The 14,062-nt window shown below is 39.2% G+C and carries 15 protein-coding genes and 1 pseudogene; 8 read left to right on the top strand and 8 right to left on the bottom strand.

Annotated elements, in window-relative coordinates:
- Positions 1 to 21 precede the first annotated feature (21 nt).
- Entirely contained in the window at positions 22 to 459 is a 438-nt protein-coding gene (locus tag HWQ39_RS22375) for a DoxX family protein (protein ID WP_292849695.1), read from the bottom strand.
- 277 nt (positions 460 to 736) lie between these two features.
- Between HWQ39_RS22375 and HWQ39_RS22370 the strand changes: the two genes are divergently transcribed.
- From HWQ39_RS22370 to HWQ39_RS22355, 4 genes are all read left to right on the top strand, one after another.
- Positions 737 to 2,911: a DEAD/DEAH box helicase gene (locus HWQ39_RS22370; protein ID WP_292849693.1), complete on the top strand. Its 2,175-nt coding sequence runs from the start codon at positions 737 to 739 to the stop codon at positions 2,909 to 2,911.
- Between the two features lie 138 nt (positions 2,912 to 3,049).
- A complete protein-coding gene (locus HWQ39_RS22365) occupies positions 3,050 to 3,367 on the top strand; it encodes a TerD family protein (protein ID WP_292849691.1) in 318 nt (105 codons plus the stop codon).
- A gap of 102 nt (positions 3,368 to 3,469) precedes the next feature.
- Positions 3,470 to 4,330 (top strand): TerD family protein, encoded by an 861-nt coding sequence (locus HWQ39_RS22360; RefSeq protein WP_292849689.1) that lies wholly within the window; start codon positions 3,470 to 3,472, stop codon positions 4,328 to 4,330.
- A gap of 13 nt (positions 4,331 to 4,343) precedes the next feature.
- Entirely contained in the window at positions 4,344 to 4,631 is a 288-nt protein-coding gene (locus HWQ39_RS22355) for a VWA domain-containing protein (protein WP_292849687.1), read from the top strand.
- A gap of 128 nt (positions 4,632 to 4,759) precedes the next feature.
- Here HWQ39_RS22355 and HWQ39_RS22350 read toward each other — a convergent pair whose 3' ends face one another.
- The 3 genes from HWQ39_RS22350 to HWQ39_RS22340 form a co-directional block, all read right to left on the bottom strand.
- Positions 4,760 to 5,938: a DNA double-strand break repair nuclease NurA gene (locus tag HWQ39_RS22350; RefSeq protein WP_292849685.1), complete on the bottom strand. Its 1,179-nt coding sequence runs from the start codon at positions 5,936 to 5,938 to the stop codon at positions 4,760 to 4,762.
- 283 nt (positions 5,939 to 6,221) lie between these two features.
- On the bottom strand, positions 6,222 to 7,007 hold the full coding sequence (locus HWQ39_RS22345) for an HAD family hydrolase (RefSeq protein ID WP_292849683.1): 786 nt from the start codon (positions 7,005 to 7,007) through the stop codon (positions 6,222 to 6,224).
- Positions 7,008 to 7,146: 139 nt separating this feature from the next.
- A complete protein-coding gene (locus tag HWQ39_RS22340) occupies positions 7,147 to 7,716 on the bottom strand; it encodes a Rieske 2Fe-2S domain-containing protein (protein WP_292849681.1) in 570 nt (189 codons plus the stop codon).
- A 283-nt stretch (positions 7,717 to 7,999) separates the two neighbouring features.
- On the opposite strand from HWQ39_RS22340, the gene HWQ39_RS22335 reads away from it, so the two are divergent.
- Positions 8,000 to 8,332 carry a hypothetical protein gene (locus tag HWQ39_RS22335; RefSeq protein WP_292849679.1) on the top strand — a complete coding sequence of 111 codons (333 nt, stop codon included), beginning with the start codon at positions 8,000 to 8,002 and terminating at the stop codon, positions 8,330 to 8,332.
- Between the two features lie 180 nt (positions 8,333 to 8,512).
- Here HWQ39_RS22335 and HWQ39_RS22330 read toward each other — a convergent pair.
- Together HWQ39_RS22330 and HWQ39_RS22325 are read right to left on the bottom strand one after the other, a co-directional pair.
- Positions 8,513 to 8,818, bottom strand: a pseudogene (locus HWQ39_RS22330) (DUF1016 N-terminal domain-containing protein); the annotation flags it as partial.
- Between the two features lie 863 nt (positions 8,819 to 9,681).
- The gene (locus HWQ39_RS22325; RefSeq protein ID WP_292849677.1) at positions 9,682 to 9,864 is read right to left on the bottom strand and encodes a hypothetical protein; all 183 of its coding nucleotides are present in this window, start codon (positions 9,862 to 9,864) and stop codon (positions 9,682 to 9,684) included.
- A 310-nt stretch (positions 9,865 to 10,174) separates the two neighbouring features.
- On the opposite strand from HWQ39_RS22325, the gene HWQ39_RS22320 reads away from it, so the two are divergent.
- The 3 genes from HWQ39_RS22320 (at position 10,175) to HWQ39_RS22310 (ending at position 12,614) form a co-directional block, all read left to right on the top strand.
- Positions 10,175 to 10,375 (top strand): hypothetical protein, encoded by a 201-nt coding sequence (locus tag HWQ39_RS22320; RefSeq protein ID WP_292849675.1) that lies wholly within the window; start codon positions 10,175 to 10,177, stop codon positions 10,373 to 10,375.
- A 215-nt stretch (positions 10,376 to 10,590) separates the two neighbouring features.
- Positions 10,591 to 11,946, top strand: a complete 1,356-nt coding sequence (locus HWQ39_RS22315) for a GTP-binding protein (protein ID WP_292849673.1) — start codon at positions 10,591 to 10,593, stop codon at positions 11,944 to 11,946.
- A 407-nt stretch (positions 11,947 to 12,353) separates the two neighbouring features.
- On the top strand, positions 12,354 to 12,614 hold the full coding sequence (locus tag HWQ39_RS22310) for a Calvin cycle protein CP12 (protein ID WP_292849671.1): 261 nt from the start codon (positions 12,354 to 12,356) through the stop codon (positions 12,612 to 12,614).
- A 107-nt stretch (positions 12,615 to 12,721) separates the two neighbouring features.
- Here HWQ39_RS22310 and HWQ39_RS22305 read toward each other — a convergent pair whose 3' ends face one another.
- Both HWQ39_RS22305 and HWQ39_RS22300 read right to left on the bottom strand, forming a co-directional pair.
- A complete protein-coding gene (locus tag HWQ39_RS22305; RefSeq protein ID WP_292849669.1) occupies positions 12,722 to 13,540 on the bottom strand; it encodes a TlyA family RNA methyltransferase in 819 nt (272 codons plus the stop codon).
- Complete coding sequence (locus HWQ39_RS22300; protein ID WP_292849781.1) at positions 13,541 to 13,975, bottom strand: DUF29 family protein; 435 nt, start codon at positions 13,973 to 13,975, stop codon at positions 13,541 to 13,543.
- Positions 13,976 to 14,062: the final 87 nt, after the last annotated feature.

Here is a 14,062-nt window from a genome sequence, read left to right as displayed (position 1 = left end):
ATTCAAATATAAAAAACGCACTTATTTCGATTTTAGTTCTTTAGGAATCAGTGACTTAGGAATGATAGAAGCTTGTTTTTCCCCAACCGAAGATTTCGTATACCACCAAGCCCAAGCAATTAAAACAGCTTGAAAGGGAAGTCTAACTACGTGTACCCAAGGAGAGTTTGGTATATGTTCTAGCTGAATGTGATTAACCGCCATATTGATATTGGCAGGGAAAACCGCAATAAAAAGAGCAATAAGTCCCCAAGCAGCAGCTTGACTTACAGGCGGAACTAATAACCCAATACCACCCAAAATTTCATAAAAGCCACTGAGATAAACTAATCCTAAAGGGTAAGGAAGCTGTGGTGGCATAATTTTGACATAAGGTTCTGGAATCACAAAATGTGTCACTCCAACCACAATAATAGATATAGCAAGTATGACTCGTAATATTTCCTTATATTTCTTCATGGTTTTTGCCTCATTATATACTTGCCCTTATTACTTCAGTTTGACTGACAGATGTTAATCTGCCTTGAGCCAATAGGAGTAAAAACTGAAAATACTCTAAACATCTCCGAAAAAGAATGTAGAGACGTAGCACTGCTACGTCTCTACAAGGGTTATGGGTAACGCATATTTAATTTCTGGAGATGTCTTCTCATTAAATCAGGATGTTGTTTGATTTATCATCTGTCATACTAGCGATTCTTAATTACCTGTTATTAACACTTTATTCATAAAAAATATGAGCAATGCCTTTAGCCGACTTGCACCCTTCATCCAAGAATATATTTATCATCACCAGTGGACTGAATTACGTCCAGTTCAAATTGCCGCTTGTCAAGTTATCTTTGACACAAATGCTCACTTACTAGTTACTGCTGCAACTGCTGCTGGTAAAACAGAAGCAGCTTTTCTACCAGTTTTGACTCTATTACATGCCAACTCTTCTGCCACAATTGGCGCATTATATATTAGTCCAATCAAAGCTTTAATTAACGATCAATTTGAGCGTCTCAACGACTTACTCAAAGAAGCAGATATTCCAGTTTGGCACTGGCACGGCGATGTTTCGCAAACTAGAAAAAACAAACTTTTAAAGAATCCTCAAGGCATTCTTCAAATTACCCCAGAATCTCTAGAAAGTTTGTTAATTAATAAAAATAACGACCTACTTCGGTTATTTGGTGATTTAAGGTTTGTCATCATTGATGAAATTCATGCTTTTATGGGTTCAGAACGCGGTTGTCAAATCATTTGCCAATTACAACGTTTAGCAAAGTTGACACAAACCCAACCGCGTCGTATTGGTTTGTCGGCAACTCTTGGTGATTACTCAATAGCTGAAGCGTGGTTGCGTTCGGGAACAGATAAGCCAGTGATTACACCCAAAATTGATGGTATAAAACGCCAAATAAAACTAGCTGTAGAACATTTTTATATTACTGATGAAGTTGATGAATCTGAGGTAACAGATGATGAACAATATATTTTCAACCTCAGCAAGTCTCGCAAATGTCTAATATTTGCTAATAATCGCACACGTACCGAATCTGTAATCGCATCTTTGCGAAAAATTGCCACAAAACAAGGACTACCAGATATATATCATGTGCATCATGGGAGTATCTCTGCTAGTTTGCGGCAAGCTGCTGAAAATGCCATGCGTGAACCTAACAATCCAGCTGTTACTGCCGCCACTTTGACTCTAGAATTAGGCATAGATATCGGTCATTTAGAGCGAGTGATTCAGTTAGAGTCACCCTTGTCGGTAGCTAGCTTTTTACAGCGCTTGGGACGCAGTGGTAGAAGAGGTGAAGCTGCTGATATGCGCTTTGTCTGCGCTGAAGATAAGCCATTAACAGAAGCTTCTCTACCAGAACAAATCCCCTGGCAACTTTTACAGTGTATTGCGATAATTCAACTTTATTTAGAGGAACAATGGATTGAACCAATTAGACCAATAAAATATCCTTTGAGTCTGCTTTATCATCAAACAATGAGTATTTTAACAGCAGCAGGTGAAATTTCAGCTAATGCCCTAGCTAAACAAATTCTTAGTCTGCCCCCCTTTGCTGCAATTTCTAAAGAAGATTTACAAATATTACTACGCTATTTAATTAATATTGGTCATATTCAGCATACTGAACAAGGTAAATTAATTCTGGGTTTGGCAGGAGAAAAGGTAGTGAGAAAATTTCAGTTTTATGCCGTCTTTGCTGAACAACAAGAATATATTGTTAAGCAAGGTGCAACAGAAATTGGCAGTATAGTCACGCCGCTTCCTATTGGCAATCAATTTGCTTTAGCTGGCAGAACTTGGGAAGTCGTAGAAGTTGACTTTAAGAAGAAGGCTATTTTTGTTAAACAAGCTGAGGGTAAAGCTAGTATTTATTGGCGTGGTGGTGGTGGTACTATTCATACCAAAGTTTTACAGCGAATGCAGCAAGTTTTATTTGAGAATGTTGAATATAGTTATTTGCAAAAAAATGCTTTACAACGTTTACATAAAGTTCGCCAATTGGTGCAGCAGGTTGGATTAGATAAGCACAATATTTTGCAACTAGAAAAAGGTAAATGCTGTATTTTTCCTTGGATGGGTACAATTGCTTATCGCACCTTAGAAAGATTACTCAATTCATACTGCCGGGAATCATTGGAAATTACAAGTATAAACGGAGTAAACCCCTATTATTTGACACTTAAATTAGGCAAGGATAAATTTAAATATATTTATCGTGAAATTGCTTCCTTGTGTGAACAAAGAATTACTTCAGAAGATTTAGTTAGTACTTCAGAAGCACCAGAACTTCAAAAATATGATAGTTTTATTCCTCATCCACTTTTATGGAAAGCTTTTGCTAACGATTATTTGGATATGAGCGAACTTAAACAGCAAGTGACACTGTGGAGAGAATAAGCTCCAATACAGTTCGCTTAAGATTCCCGCCTCCTTTTTATGTAGTAGGTAAAAGGTGGTTATATCACAATACAGTTCAGATAAGCCCAAAACACTTATAGAGACGGCGATTTATCGCATCTCGAAAACCCAAAATTGTTGCCAGTAGCCCTTAATTCTCAAATTAATTTGAGCAAAGTTGATATTTCAGTTCAAGAAATAGTTTTTGTCGTCACTATTCATGAAGCAGAGCAAAGAAAGCAAAACTTTGGGCAAGTCAGAAACTCGTTTATCAGAATTTATGACAACGCCACAGAAAAGCAGATTGCTAAGTATGAATTAGATGAAGATGCCTCCACAGAAACCGCAATTGAGTTTGGTAAACTTTATCGAAAAGATGGAGAATGGAGATTCCAAGCTGTTGGGGCTGGTTATAAATCAGGGCTACAAAGTTTTGTAGACCGATACGCTGCTTAGTAGCTATATCAGAAGGTAATAAAAAGGGGGTATTCATTAGTATTACCCCCTTTTTTTCATAAATTAGTTAACAAAAATTTAATTTATTAGGATGTATCTGAAATGGAAATTGAATTAAGCAAAGGTGGCAGGTTTAATCTTTCTAAAGAAGCTCCAAATTTAAAGAAAGTAGCTATTGGCTTAGGTTGGCAAATAAATAAAGCTGGTCAAATCTGTGATATTGATGCTTCCGTATTTATGTTAGGTGCAAATGGTAAAATACCCGATGAAAAATATTTTATCTTCTACAATAACTTGGAATCACTCGATGGTTCTTTAAGACACTCAGGAGATAATAGAACTGGAGAAGGTAACGGAGATGATGAGACGATTTATGTTGATTTAGCAAAAATCAATCCAGCTATTCAGGAGATAGTTTTTGTTGTCACTATTCATCAAGGGCAAGAAAAAAATCAAAACTTTAGCCAAATCAAAAATGCTTTCATCAAGATTTACAATTACGAAAATAGAAATTCTCTGGCTCGGTACAACTTAAGAGAGGCTTTTTCTCAAGAGACAGCTTTGGAATTTGGACGCTTATATAAAAAGGAGAATGAATGGAGATTTCAAGCGGTAGGAGAAGGCTATAGTTCTGGACTACAAAGTTTTGTAGATAAATATATTGTCGAAACTAAACAGGAAGAAAACAAAGTAAAGCCTAAAGTCGAGATTCCTGTAGTAATTTCTTATATTGACATCACAAAAAAAGCTGAGATCAATCTGTTAAAAGCCAAAGTTGATATTGTCCTAGAAAAGAAAGGAATTAGTAAAAATGTAGCAAGAGTTGCTTTAGTTTTAGATATTTCTGGCTCTATGAACCATCAATATAATTCTGGTGCAGTCCAAGCATTTCTTGAAAGAATAGTTCCTGTAGCTTTTAGTAATAAAAGATGTAATCAAGAAGTATACTCAAGAAGAACCTAGTAAACTGCCTACATTGATTGTGTTTCTCAGCGATGGAGGTGTGACTGATGAGCAAGGGATTAAAAATAGTGTTATTGACGCAGCAAAATCTCCTATATTTTGGCAATTTGTTGGTTTGGGTGGTTCTAACTATGGAATTTTAGAAAGATTAGACACAATGGGCGATCGTATCGTTGATAATGCTGATTTTTTTCATGTAGATGATTTAGGAAAAATAACTGATGAGCAGTTGTATGAAAGACTCCTGAATGAATTTCCTGGTTGGATGAAACAGGCAAGATTAAGAGGTATTTTAAGTTAGGGTTCTGAGGCAAATATCGGATCAAGAGATTGAGGACTGTATGCTCTATTATTCGCTGTGGATAAAATTATCTGTTATTGTTCTTAAACAGCGAAGTACTCGCTTAATAAATGTAACAATTATTAAGGCTACGCAATACTCCCGCGCTTTCTGGCTTCTTTGTAGGAAGTTCCCACATTTTTTAAACCAGCTTTAATCATTTGTTGTTCGAGTAGGGCAAAGAAACGCGCTCGATCGCCACCTTTTACTACTGCTTGATTATGGGCTTCAGCGATCGCTACAGGGTAGCCGTATCCTTTTTGCACTTGTGCTAACATCAGTCCCAGTGCTTGATCTAACATAGTGGCATTCTCTGCCACCCATGCCGGGATTTCGATGCGGGCGATTTCGGTGCCAACGTGGACGTAGCAAAAGTAAATTGTTTGATCGCCGTAAAGTTCGAGAATGGGAGAATTACTGCGCCATAAGGTACTGCGTTGTCCTGGCTTGAGTCGAGTTGCCCAAACAGAAGTATCTCGCAACTGTTCAAAAATTTTACAAGGTACTTTTTCTAGCTGATTTGGGCAATGACTTTTACAGTCTGGTGCTGGATGAGGACAAGCCAACAAGCGTAAAAAGTTCATTGTTTCGATGCTGCGAGAGGCGCTAAGATAGCCCATTAACGGAATCTGAGCATCACGCATTTGCTGCCAAGCTTCGAGAATGGGGGGTAAAATGCGATCGCGTGCATCCATCGGCAACTGTTCTAAAAACCAGTAAATTAGCGAACCATCTACCATTGCTAGTGCTGGGGTTTCCTTTTGCGCTGCATCACACGCCAGTTCTGCTAACACTGTTGCTTCGGAAGCTGTGCGGCGAAAACTCATCCATTCCTCAGTTCTAATTCCCCACTGCCGAGACATATATAAATCTTCTGGACGGTAAAATACCTCTGGTAAACTATCGAGTAGCGGATGGCGATTTTGTCCGTAGTGCAAGACGACTCTGCCGATATTTAGGAGATAACAATAAGCAATTTCGTGATGGTTGGGGGCAATTTGAGAACCATCGGTAGCGATGACAGTATGAATTTTTGGGGGAACTGGAATATCGATGCAGGTTTCTAGCGGCTCGATTGGGGTAGCATTAGCAAAGAGAATGCGATCGCGCCATTTTTCCTGGCGATCGATTAAATCTTGTTGAGACTCGTAAGCATTTTTTAAATGTTGTTGCGCCAATTCTAAACGCTGACGACTGGCAGCAGCTTCTAAAGTAAGATGCTGACTTAAACCCTGCATTTGTCGCGCTAGTTTTGTTAGGTCAAGCATAAAAGTTAAGTGCTAAGTGAGGAATGAATAGTTATGAGTTATTATTTCACCTAAATTTACAAAACACATAGTTTTATTTAATAGATATGTGGCAAAAGTCCATAACACTTACCCCTTAGTAAGCGGAGGGGAGACAAAGCATAGCTTTGGCGAGGTAAGATTCAAATTTTGTGATTTATGCAAAAGGTTTAATAGACATAACCAGAAATTAAATATGCATTATCCAGAACTTTTGTAGAGACGTAGCACTGCTACGTCTCTTTTTTACTAGATGTTTAATAGATTAAAGCCAAGCTGAGAAATCCTTAGTAAACTGAGAAAGTGATAACAACTGAATTCGCGGATCATTTTGGGCAAATTCCCGTTCTGCTTGGGTATTATAGCCCCAGTCTGCAAGGAAAAGTTTCACATCCTCAAGGTCTGCTTGCTGTTGGACTAACTGTAATGCCTTGAGTCTATCTTCTACAAACCAGAGACTAACTGGCTTGTCATCTGCTGACTGGATTAGTTGTCGCAAAATTTCATATTTAGGACGCTTGACTTCTTTACCAAAAATTGCTTCCGGTGGTAAATTTACCCCTTCTTGCTGCAATAATTGCTGCACAAAACGCCCTTCTTTAGTTGTCACAATGTATAGCTTAACTCCACTGTCAAGAGTTAACTTTATTTTTTCTCCTACACCCGGATAAAATTTATGTAGACTCAGCCAACCACTTAAATCTGTAGTAATCCATTCATCTCGCTGCTGATCTAGTTTCGCAGCAATTTCTCTTGCTTGTAGCTTGTCATCTAACAAAAGTTGTGGGGCGATGCTTGTCCATTGATGAAAAATATTTTCATCAGGAATTCCATCTATCAAGGCTTTGATTAAAACAGGCATTTCCCAACCAGTTTCAATTACAGGGCGTAAACGATAGAATCTCAAAGCTAAATCATCTGGTGGTGTATCGTTAGCAGACGACCAAATTTCAGAATAGGTACGCCATGCTACCTCAAAATATTCAATTAGTCCGTCGCAAATCACTCCATCAAAGTCCAGGGCTAAAATCGTGGGACTACTTGCGGTCATTGTTTTGAGGATTAAAACTGCTGTTGTCAGCTTACCCGACAAATTCAAATCATGCAGTAATTTTTGTTAGTCTTTTATGATTTATGACTTGCTTAAAAAGTATGGTGGCATTGTCCAATCTAATTTGATATTGACTAGGTTAACGAGGATCTACACCAGGTTTGCGATCTACTAAACGAATTTGATTTTGCTTGACTACTATAGTAATTAGTGGTAATGAGCGTTTAGCTGGGCCCTGAACAACTCTACCCTGAGAATCGTATTGAGATCCATGACAAGGACAAATAAAGTGATTCTTTTCAAGATCCCATGAGACTGTACATCCTAAATGGGTACAGATTGGATTGATAGCGTACTCAGCAATCTTTGGCCCATCTTGGATAATCAGATAATCAACGCTGCTATCTGGCAAGCCTTTAACGAGAATCGGAATTCCTAGCTTTGCAGTTGCTAATAATGCGTTGGCGTCAATTTTGTTACCATCTTGAGCCAATGCTACCGATCCGGGAAGATAATTTTGACAGCGCGAATTCTTGGGATAAAGTGAGCAAAGGGTTTCTAAGTCTAGCTCACGACTTTGGCTGACTTTGGGAAACAGATATCCTATTGCTACAGATGCAACTGTAGTACCTAGCATGTAGGTTAAGAAATCCCGGCGCGTTTTTATTCTAGTTGGAATTTCGCCACTAGTAGAAGAATTTTTTCTCATAATTAAATCTATCAACAAAGGTCTACAAGTATACTACGGCGCGATCGCACCAGGATTAATGTACATTTGTGTTTTGCTTTTTTTAGAGTTGTTCAGGCAACTTTAATTTTTATTTATTTCTGAAGTAAGAGGTTGTTTCTAAACCTGAGAGCTAAAATCTAACCTAAGATATGTTCACTCACAAAATTTCTTTTCAAACTCTCTCCAGAGAAAGAACTATTTATGCCTTTGATTTTTTAAGCTGTTGTTAGTAAATCAACATGTTTTAATAGCTGAAAGTGCCATGAGTGATAAAAATCAAGAAAACCAAATTAATCAACCAGTAAGCGAAGATCGGGATTCTCGTGAAAAGCCAGATGTGAACGAAAGAAACTTAACTGCGAATCCAGGAGATAGAATTTCTGATCAGCCTCAATCAATTGAAGAAAAGGCTAAACAGAAAGCTATCGATGATGTTCCAGACATTACAGGCGACAGAATCACAGTCCCGACTTACTTTGTTGTGGATGAACCCAACGGCGAAAAGAAGGCACTCCATCACGTTAAAGATGCTGAAGAAATCTCTGACGTAATTCGGCAGGCACGACTTGATGAAAATGGAAATCGAATTTGGTAGTAGTGTTTATGGAAGACGCAGGGATACAGAGAAGTTATCAAATACTCTCTGTATCCCTGAGTCTCGCGCTGACAGCAGATTGAAGATATTTTCCTCTGGATTGGAATACACTCTAAATTAAATCAGAATCTTTAGTTGTATTAGTATTTATTTCGCTCCGAATCTTTGCAACTTCGTTTCTTATTTCTTCTGGTGAGAACTCAATTCTTTTTGTCTGTAGTCTAAAGTATCCAAAATCCGAACATTATGACCCCAGGGAATTAGTGCAACAACTTGTTGCACTAATTGCTCATCTGGATAAGCTTCGGAAAATGCCCGCATATACTTGAGGTTCCGAAGCGAAAAGCCTTTCATCTCTAGAAAAGCTTTCTGCAAGTCAGCCGCCAGACTATTAATAACTTTTGCGCCCCAACCCTGCTGCTGTTGGCGATTCAGAATATCTTGCCCAATTTGCCAGTAGAGTAATACTAATTCTTTATTGACTGCAACTACAGCACGTAATTAAGCGCTAGAAATTTGTGTTTTTAGTTCAGTTAAAAAATCTTCATAACCGATAATCTCAGATGCGCCTTTGTAAAACTTCAGATTTATCATCTTTAGGCATAAAAAAGAATTAACGCTACTTTTATTCTGCCAGCATTACACTAACTTTTGGTATTAGTTACAGAATAATTCAGCGTCATATCAGTATTTTTGCTGCATTGTTCCAAGAAGGATGTAAGTTAAATTTACCAGGATTTACGTAATAGCGATCGCCACAGCTTCAACATATTTTCATGAAAAATATTTTTTAGCGTCCAAATATTAAAGGTTCCAAGAAGTCGCCACTTGCACATTTGACATGAGAGTATACAGCTTCAATAATATTCTTATGTAAAAATCCATACTTGTATAAAAATTTTATTTTTTTGCTGAATATACTCAGATCCAAAACCCGATCCGGTTAGCTCTCAGTCTGTTTGGCTTTTACAAATCAAATGAGATTTTTATATAAACTGGTATTAATAGGGTTGCATTATGCTTTTCTCGAATTCAAGAACCAGCTTAAAAACTCGTCCAAAAAATAATAAGATAGGTGCAGTGTTTTGGACTAATAGTAACATTATCCTGCTCACTGGATATTTAATAATTCTACCGATTTGTACACTGATAACTTTATCCTTATTATTGCCCTTATTCACTGCTAGCTTATTCGCTGTCACTGGAAACTCGTATCACTCTACATCGATTCCTTGGATAGATAATGCATCTGAATGTGAACATACTGGCAGAAATTGGAGCGATCGCAAATGTTGGGATGATAAACACAATCCCCTGTTTTAGTCTGCAAACTCTTCTGACAAAACAGGCTACTTCTCTCTATCTAGCTTCTCTTGAATAGCCTCTCTACAAAATTCTGGCGGGTCGTCTTTAGCTTTCACTTCTTCCTTCATCTTTTCAGTAGCGCGAAAGCTGATAGTAGTTGTTAATGGTTCTTCTCTATGAGATTTAATTGGTTCTAGGCTTTCTGGATTACCTTTGGGATTAGGCATTGTTGAGAAATACAAATAATAGTCGAAACATTAGTGTACAATTGTTTAATGGATGATTGGTGGTGATACGCGGTCTTGCAAACTAGTACACCACCAATATCCACTTTTCAGTGGACACTACTATTTTATGTTCACGCGCACAGAATTAGAAGTTAAAAGCTTAAGAGCGTTACGCGATTTATGCTTGATACAGTATGGCATCTAAGCAATAGGGAACCCTGCTGATAAGGCATCGTACATTAATGCACTTCTGACTTTTCCTGTTATCGCCTGCAAGCAAGTATCAGAAAATAAAGGATTGAAGTCTCCTATGCTTTCGCAAGTAGAAGCGCTAGAAGCGATACTAGAAGCTATGGGAACACCAACACCAGAACAGTCAGCATTGCTTAAGGTGACGATGGAGGGAAGGAAGCTAGAGTACCCCGCACGATACAGTCAAGAGAAGTTATTTGGACTCTATCGGGTTAAATGGCATCTGGATACAGCGTTAGAGATCCTGGAAATGTTCTAAACCACTAATGCACCTAGTCCCTAAGAACTTTAGAGATATAAGATAGAGGTATGTTCACTTTCTCAATTCTGGTAACAGAGTTGAGAAAGTCGGCATTTGTTGAGCATAATTTGGGGTATGAAAATATACTAATATTTTATACTCAAATGCTGAAAAACAGAGTTTTGAGCATTAGATGAGCATCTGAGAGAGTCAAAGCTGAAAGTGCTGCTATTATGTCGGTTTATCGTAATCTGCAAGAAACTCATTTGAATCGTGCCCGCGCCAGTCTCAGACAAGCGCTTTCTTGGTATGGATATCTCCGCAAGTCAGGACAGTTATCATCTAACCCACAATTGTTAGGGTTGGTGAAACCGGAATTGGAAGCAATGAATGCCACACTCAACAAGTTGGATTCTAACGTGATTAGAATTGCTGTCTTTGGTTTGGTGAGTCGGGGAAAGTCAGCAGTTTTAAATGCCTTGCTGGGTGACAAGATTTTGCAAACTGGGCCCCTGAATGGTGTCACTCAATGGCCCCGTTCCGTGCGTTGGCAGCCTGGCGGCAAGGTACTAGTAGAGTTAATTGATACCCCAGGATTAGATGAAATTGCAGGTGAGTCACGGGCGGATATGGCACGAGAAGTAGTGCATCAGGCGGATTTGATTTTGTTTGTCGTGTCTGGTGATATCACACGCACTGAGTATCAAGCATTGCTGGAATTGCGGCGATCGCAAAAACCCCTGATTTTAGTGTTTAACAAAATAGACCTTTACCCAGATACCGACCAAGGAGCAATTTACCAAAATTTGCAACAACTGGGTGCTGGACATCCTGAAGCAAAGCCTCTACTACCTGATGAAATTGTCATGGTGGCAGCCGAACCAGCAGCAATGGAAGTGCGGGTTGAGTGGCCTGATGGGCGTGTCAGTTATGAATGGGAGACACCACCACCGCAAGTAGACGAACTCAAAGAGACAATTCTGAATATTTTGAATCGGGAAGGGCGATCGCTTCTGGCGTTAAATGCACTCATCCAAGCACGAGATGCAGAAGCCGCTATCGCTCAAAAAACTATCGATTTACGCGAAAAAGAAGCCGAAGATATCATCTGGCAATTTACCAAATACAAAGCTTTGGCAGTAATGCTCAATCCCATCGCCTTCTTAGATATCCTGGGCGGAACTGTTGCCGATTTGGCTTTAATTCGCGCTCTAGCTAGATTGTATGGTTTACCGATGACTAGCTATGAAGCCGGGAAAATTTTAAAAACAATTTTATTTAGTTCTGGTGGTTTACTACTGGGGGAATTAGGTAGTAGTTTTCTTTTGGGTTTAAGTAAAAGTACGGCTGCAATCACCAGTGGTGACAATCCCAGCAATATTACTGCTTTTGCTGGCAGTGCGATCGCTCAAGCTGGTATTGCCGGTTATGGCGCATACTCTGTTGGCAAAGCCGCCCAAGTCTATCTCGAAAAAGGCTGCACTTGGGGACAGTTGGGCGCTAGCAGTGTCATTCAAGAAATTCTCTCTCAAGTTGACCAAAATACAATTCTGTATCGTCTGCGACAAGAGTTAGGCATAAAATATTGAGAATAAATAAGAATTGTTACTGCATTGTTACCGTTTATAAGTGTTTATCAACTTCTATCAAGCTCCTCTGACAATTGACTGACATTTCTAATTTGGGATGCAAGATTGAAAACATGACCACCTCTACTAGTGATTACAACTAGTGGAATTCCCTTAGCTTTTTGAATCAAAGATGACTAGAGGGTAATTCCCACTCAAATTAGCTAAAAAGATGACGGTGTTTACCACCACCTCTTGTGGGAAGCCTATCTAAACTGGAAATGTGAGCCAGCCCGGTCTTGTTGCTCCAACAAAGAGGGACTAGCGTTAGCGACGCAGGAGCGTCACTCGGAGGGTAAGTAAGCTTCCTGGGGTCATTAAAAGCTCACAGTCAATATCTATCTCTGTAAATTAAAGGTGAAAGTATCATGACAACAACCCTAAATTCATTTGAAACTGCTGGAGCAGCAAATCTTGAAGAAGCTATTATTGAAGCCATTACTGAAGCGCGGACAACTTGTGAGCTAGATGGCAGTAATTCGGCTGGTTGTGCCGTAGCCTGGGACATTGTAGAAGAATTACAAGCTGAAAAAGCCGATCAACAGCAAGCAAAATCAAAGAAAACCTCTTTGGAAAATTACTGCGATCGCCATCCAGAATCTGTAGAATGTCTAATCTACGACGTTTAACAAGAAAGAATTCAGGAGTCAGAATTCAGTATGAATTTGAGTCCGAGTGCAGATGAATATCTGGGTTGAAGTCTCCCACTAATTGATTCTGCATTCTGAATTCTTCTTTAACTCTTCCGTAAATCAGTTGTTGCTGATTGCGTTATCTGCTTAATTGCCTCTAGATCAAGTGGTAGTGTTTCACTTTCCATTCCCAACCACAAAAGATATTCGATATTCCCAGCAGGGCCAGTGATCGGCGACCAAGTTAAGCCTTTGTATTTCCATCCTAATTCGTAGGCTGTTTGCAACACCTGGAAAATGGCATCAGCTTGGTCGTTTGGATCGCGCACAACACCTTTTTTACCCACACGGGATCTGCCAACTTCAAACTGTGGCTTGACTAACAGCACAGCTTCTCGGTTAGCTTGAGTGAGTTGCCACAAAGCAGGCAGAATCTTAGTTAAAGAAATAAACGATACATCAACTACCGCCAAATCAGGAATCGCGTCATCCTCGCCATATAAATTATCTGGTTGTAGTTGGCGTAGATTGGTGCGTTCCCGCAAAATCACTCGTAGATCATTTCGCAACCGCCAGTCAACTTGTCCGTAACCGACATCAATACCGTAAACTTTTTTTGCTCCAGCTTGCAACAGACAATCAGTAAAACCACCAGTAGAAATTCCACCATCTAAACAAATGCGCTCGACTACGGGAATGGCAAATACTGACAAAGCTTTGGAGAGTTTTTCGCCACCTCTAGAAACAAAAGGCGATCGCTCTTTAATATTTATTTGAGCTGCAATATCAACTTCAGTACCAGGCTTATCAACTAACTGCTGATTAACAGTAACTTCCCCCGCCTGAATTAACCTCTGTGCTAAGGCGCGAGAAGCACATAAATTTAACTCTACTAATAGTGTGTCGAGTCGCTGTTTAGCCAATTAATTAGATTCTCCTGGTAAGATTAAAGCCAAAGCACGATTGATAATTTCTTCTCGGTTAACCAGCTTTTCTAATTCTTGGGCTTCATAATGACCTTCTTCTACTTCTAAGGAAGCCTCATCAATGGCATTTAAATAGGCTTCTGCTAAGGTTTCTAACAATTCTTCTGGCGTGAGATAATAGTCCCCAGCTTTACGCCGCTTATTTTCTCGTTGAATTTCCCGAACCGAATTCCGAATTGAGACTTCCCAAAAGCGAGTCGTGCGATTTTCAGCTTGTTGTTTAATCAGATGCAACAGCAAAATCACTGCATAGCTACGAATCGTCTTGATGATGTCATTTCGACTCATTTCTGTTAATTCTTCAACTATAGTTAACGCTCCTTGAACATCGCCCTTAACAAGTAAGTTTTTCAGGGTTAATAATTCTTCCATAATTAGCGCTTCAAGCATCAGCAACTTCTATTATGGCTTATAGCGGTTCTAGTCCAGATAAGATAGGCTAATGCGTTTACTATTAAG

It is taken from the genome of Nostoc sp. NMS8 (assembly GCF_017115045.1).
Taxonomy (GTDB): domain Bacteria; phylum Cyanobacteriota; class Cyanobacteriia; order Cyanobacteriales; family Nostocaceae; genus Nostoc.
The sequence above is the reverse complement of the archived record's forward strand: the minus strand, read 5'-3'. Positions and strand labels throughout refer to the sequence as shown.

Excerpts from the sequence above, each read along its gene's own strand:
- HWQ39_RS22375 (WP_292849695.1), bottom strand. The coding sequence starts at position 459 with ATGAAGAAATATAAGGAAATATTACGAGTCATACTTGCTATATCTATT.
- HWQ39_RS22370 (WP_292849693.1), top strand. The coding sequence starts at position 737 with ATGAGCAATGCCTTTAGCCGACTTGCACCCTTCATCCAAGAATATATT.
- HWQ39_RS22360 (WP_292849689.1), top strand. The coding sequence starts at position 3,470 with ATGGAAATTGAATTAAGCAAAGGTGGCAGGTTTAATCTTTCTAAAGAA.
- HWQ39_RS22350 (WP_292849685.1), bottom strand. The coding sequence starts at position 5,938 with ATGCTTGACCTAACAAAACTAGCGCGACAAATGCAGGGTTTAAGTCAG.
- HWQ39_RS22345 (WP_292849683.1), bottom strand. The coding sequence starts at position 7,007 with ATGACCGCAAGTAGTCCCACGATTTTAGCCCTGGACTTTGATGGAGTG.
- HWQ39_RS22340 (WP_292849681.1), bottom strand. The coding sequence starts at position 7,716 with ATGAGAAAAAATTCTTCTACTAGTGGCGAAATTCCAACTAGAATAAAA.
- HWQ39_RS22335 (WP_292849679.1), top strand. The coding sequence starts at position 8,000 with ATGAGTGATAAAAATCAAGAAAACCAAATTAATCAACCAGTAAGCGAA.
- HWQ39_RS22325 (WP_292849677.1), bottom strand. The coding sequence starts at position 9,864 with ATGCCTAATCCCAAAGGTAATCCAGAAAGCCTAGAACCAATTAAATCT.
- HWQ39_RS22320 (WP_292849675.1), top strand. The coding sequence starts at position 10,175 with ATGCTTTCGCAAGTAGAAGCGCTAGAAGCGATACTAGAAGCTATGGGA.
- HWQ39_RS22315 (WP_292849673.1), top strand. The coding sequence starts at position 10,591 with ATGTCGGTTTATCGTAATCTGCAAGAAACTCATTTGAATCGTGCCCGC.
- HWQ39_RS22310 (WP_292849671.1), top strand. The coding sequence starts at position 12,354 with ATGACAACAACCCTAAATTCATTTGAAACTGCTGGAGCAGCAAATCTT.
- HWQ39_RS22300 (WP_292849781.1), bottom strand. The coding sequence starts at position 13,975 with ATGGAAGAATTATTAACCCTGAAAAACTTACTTGTTAAGGGCGATGTT.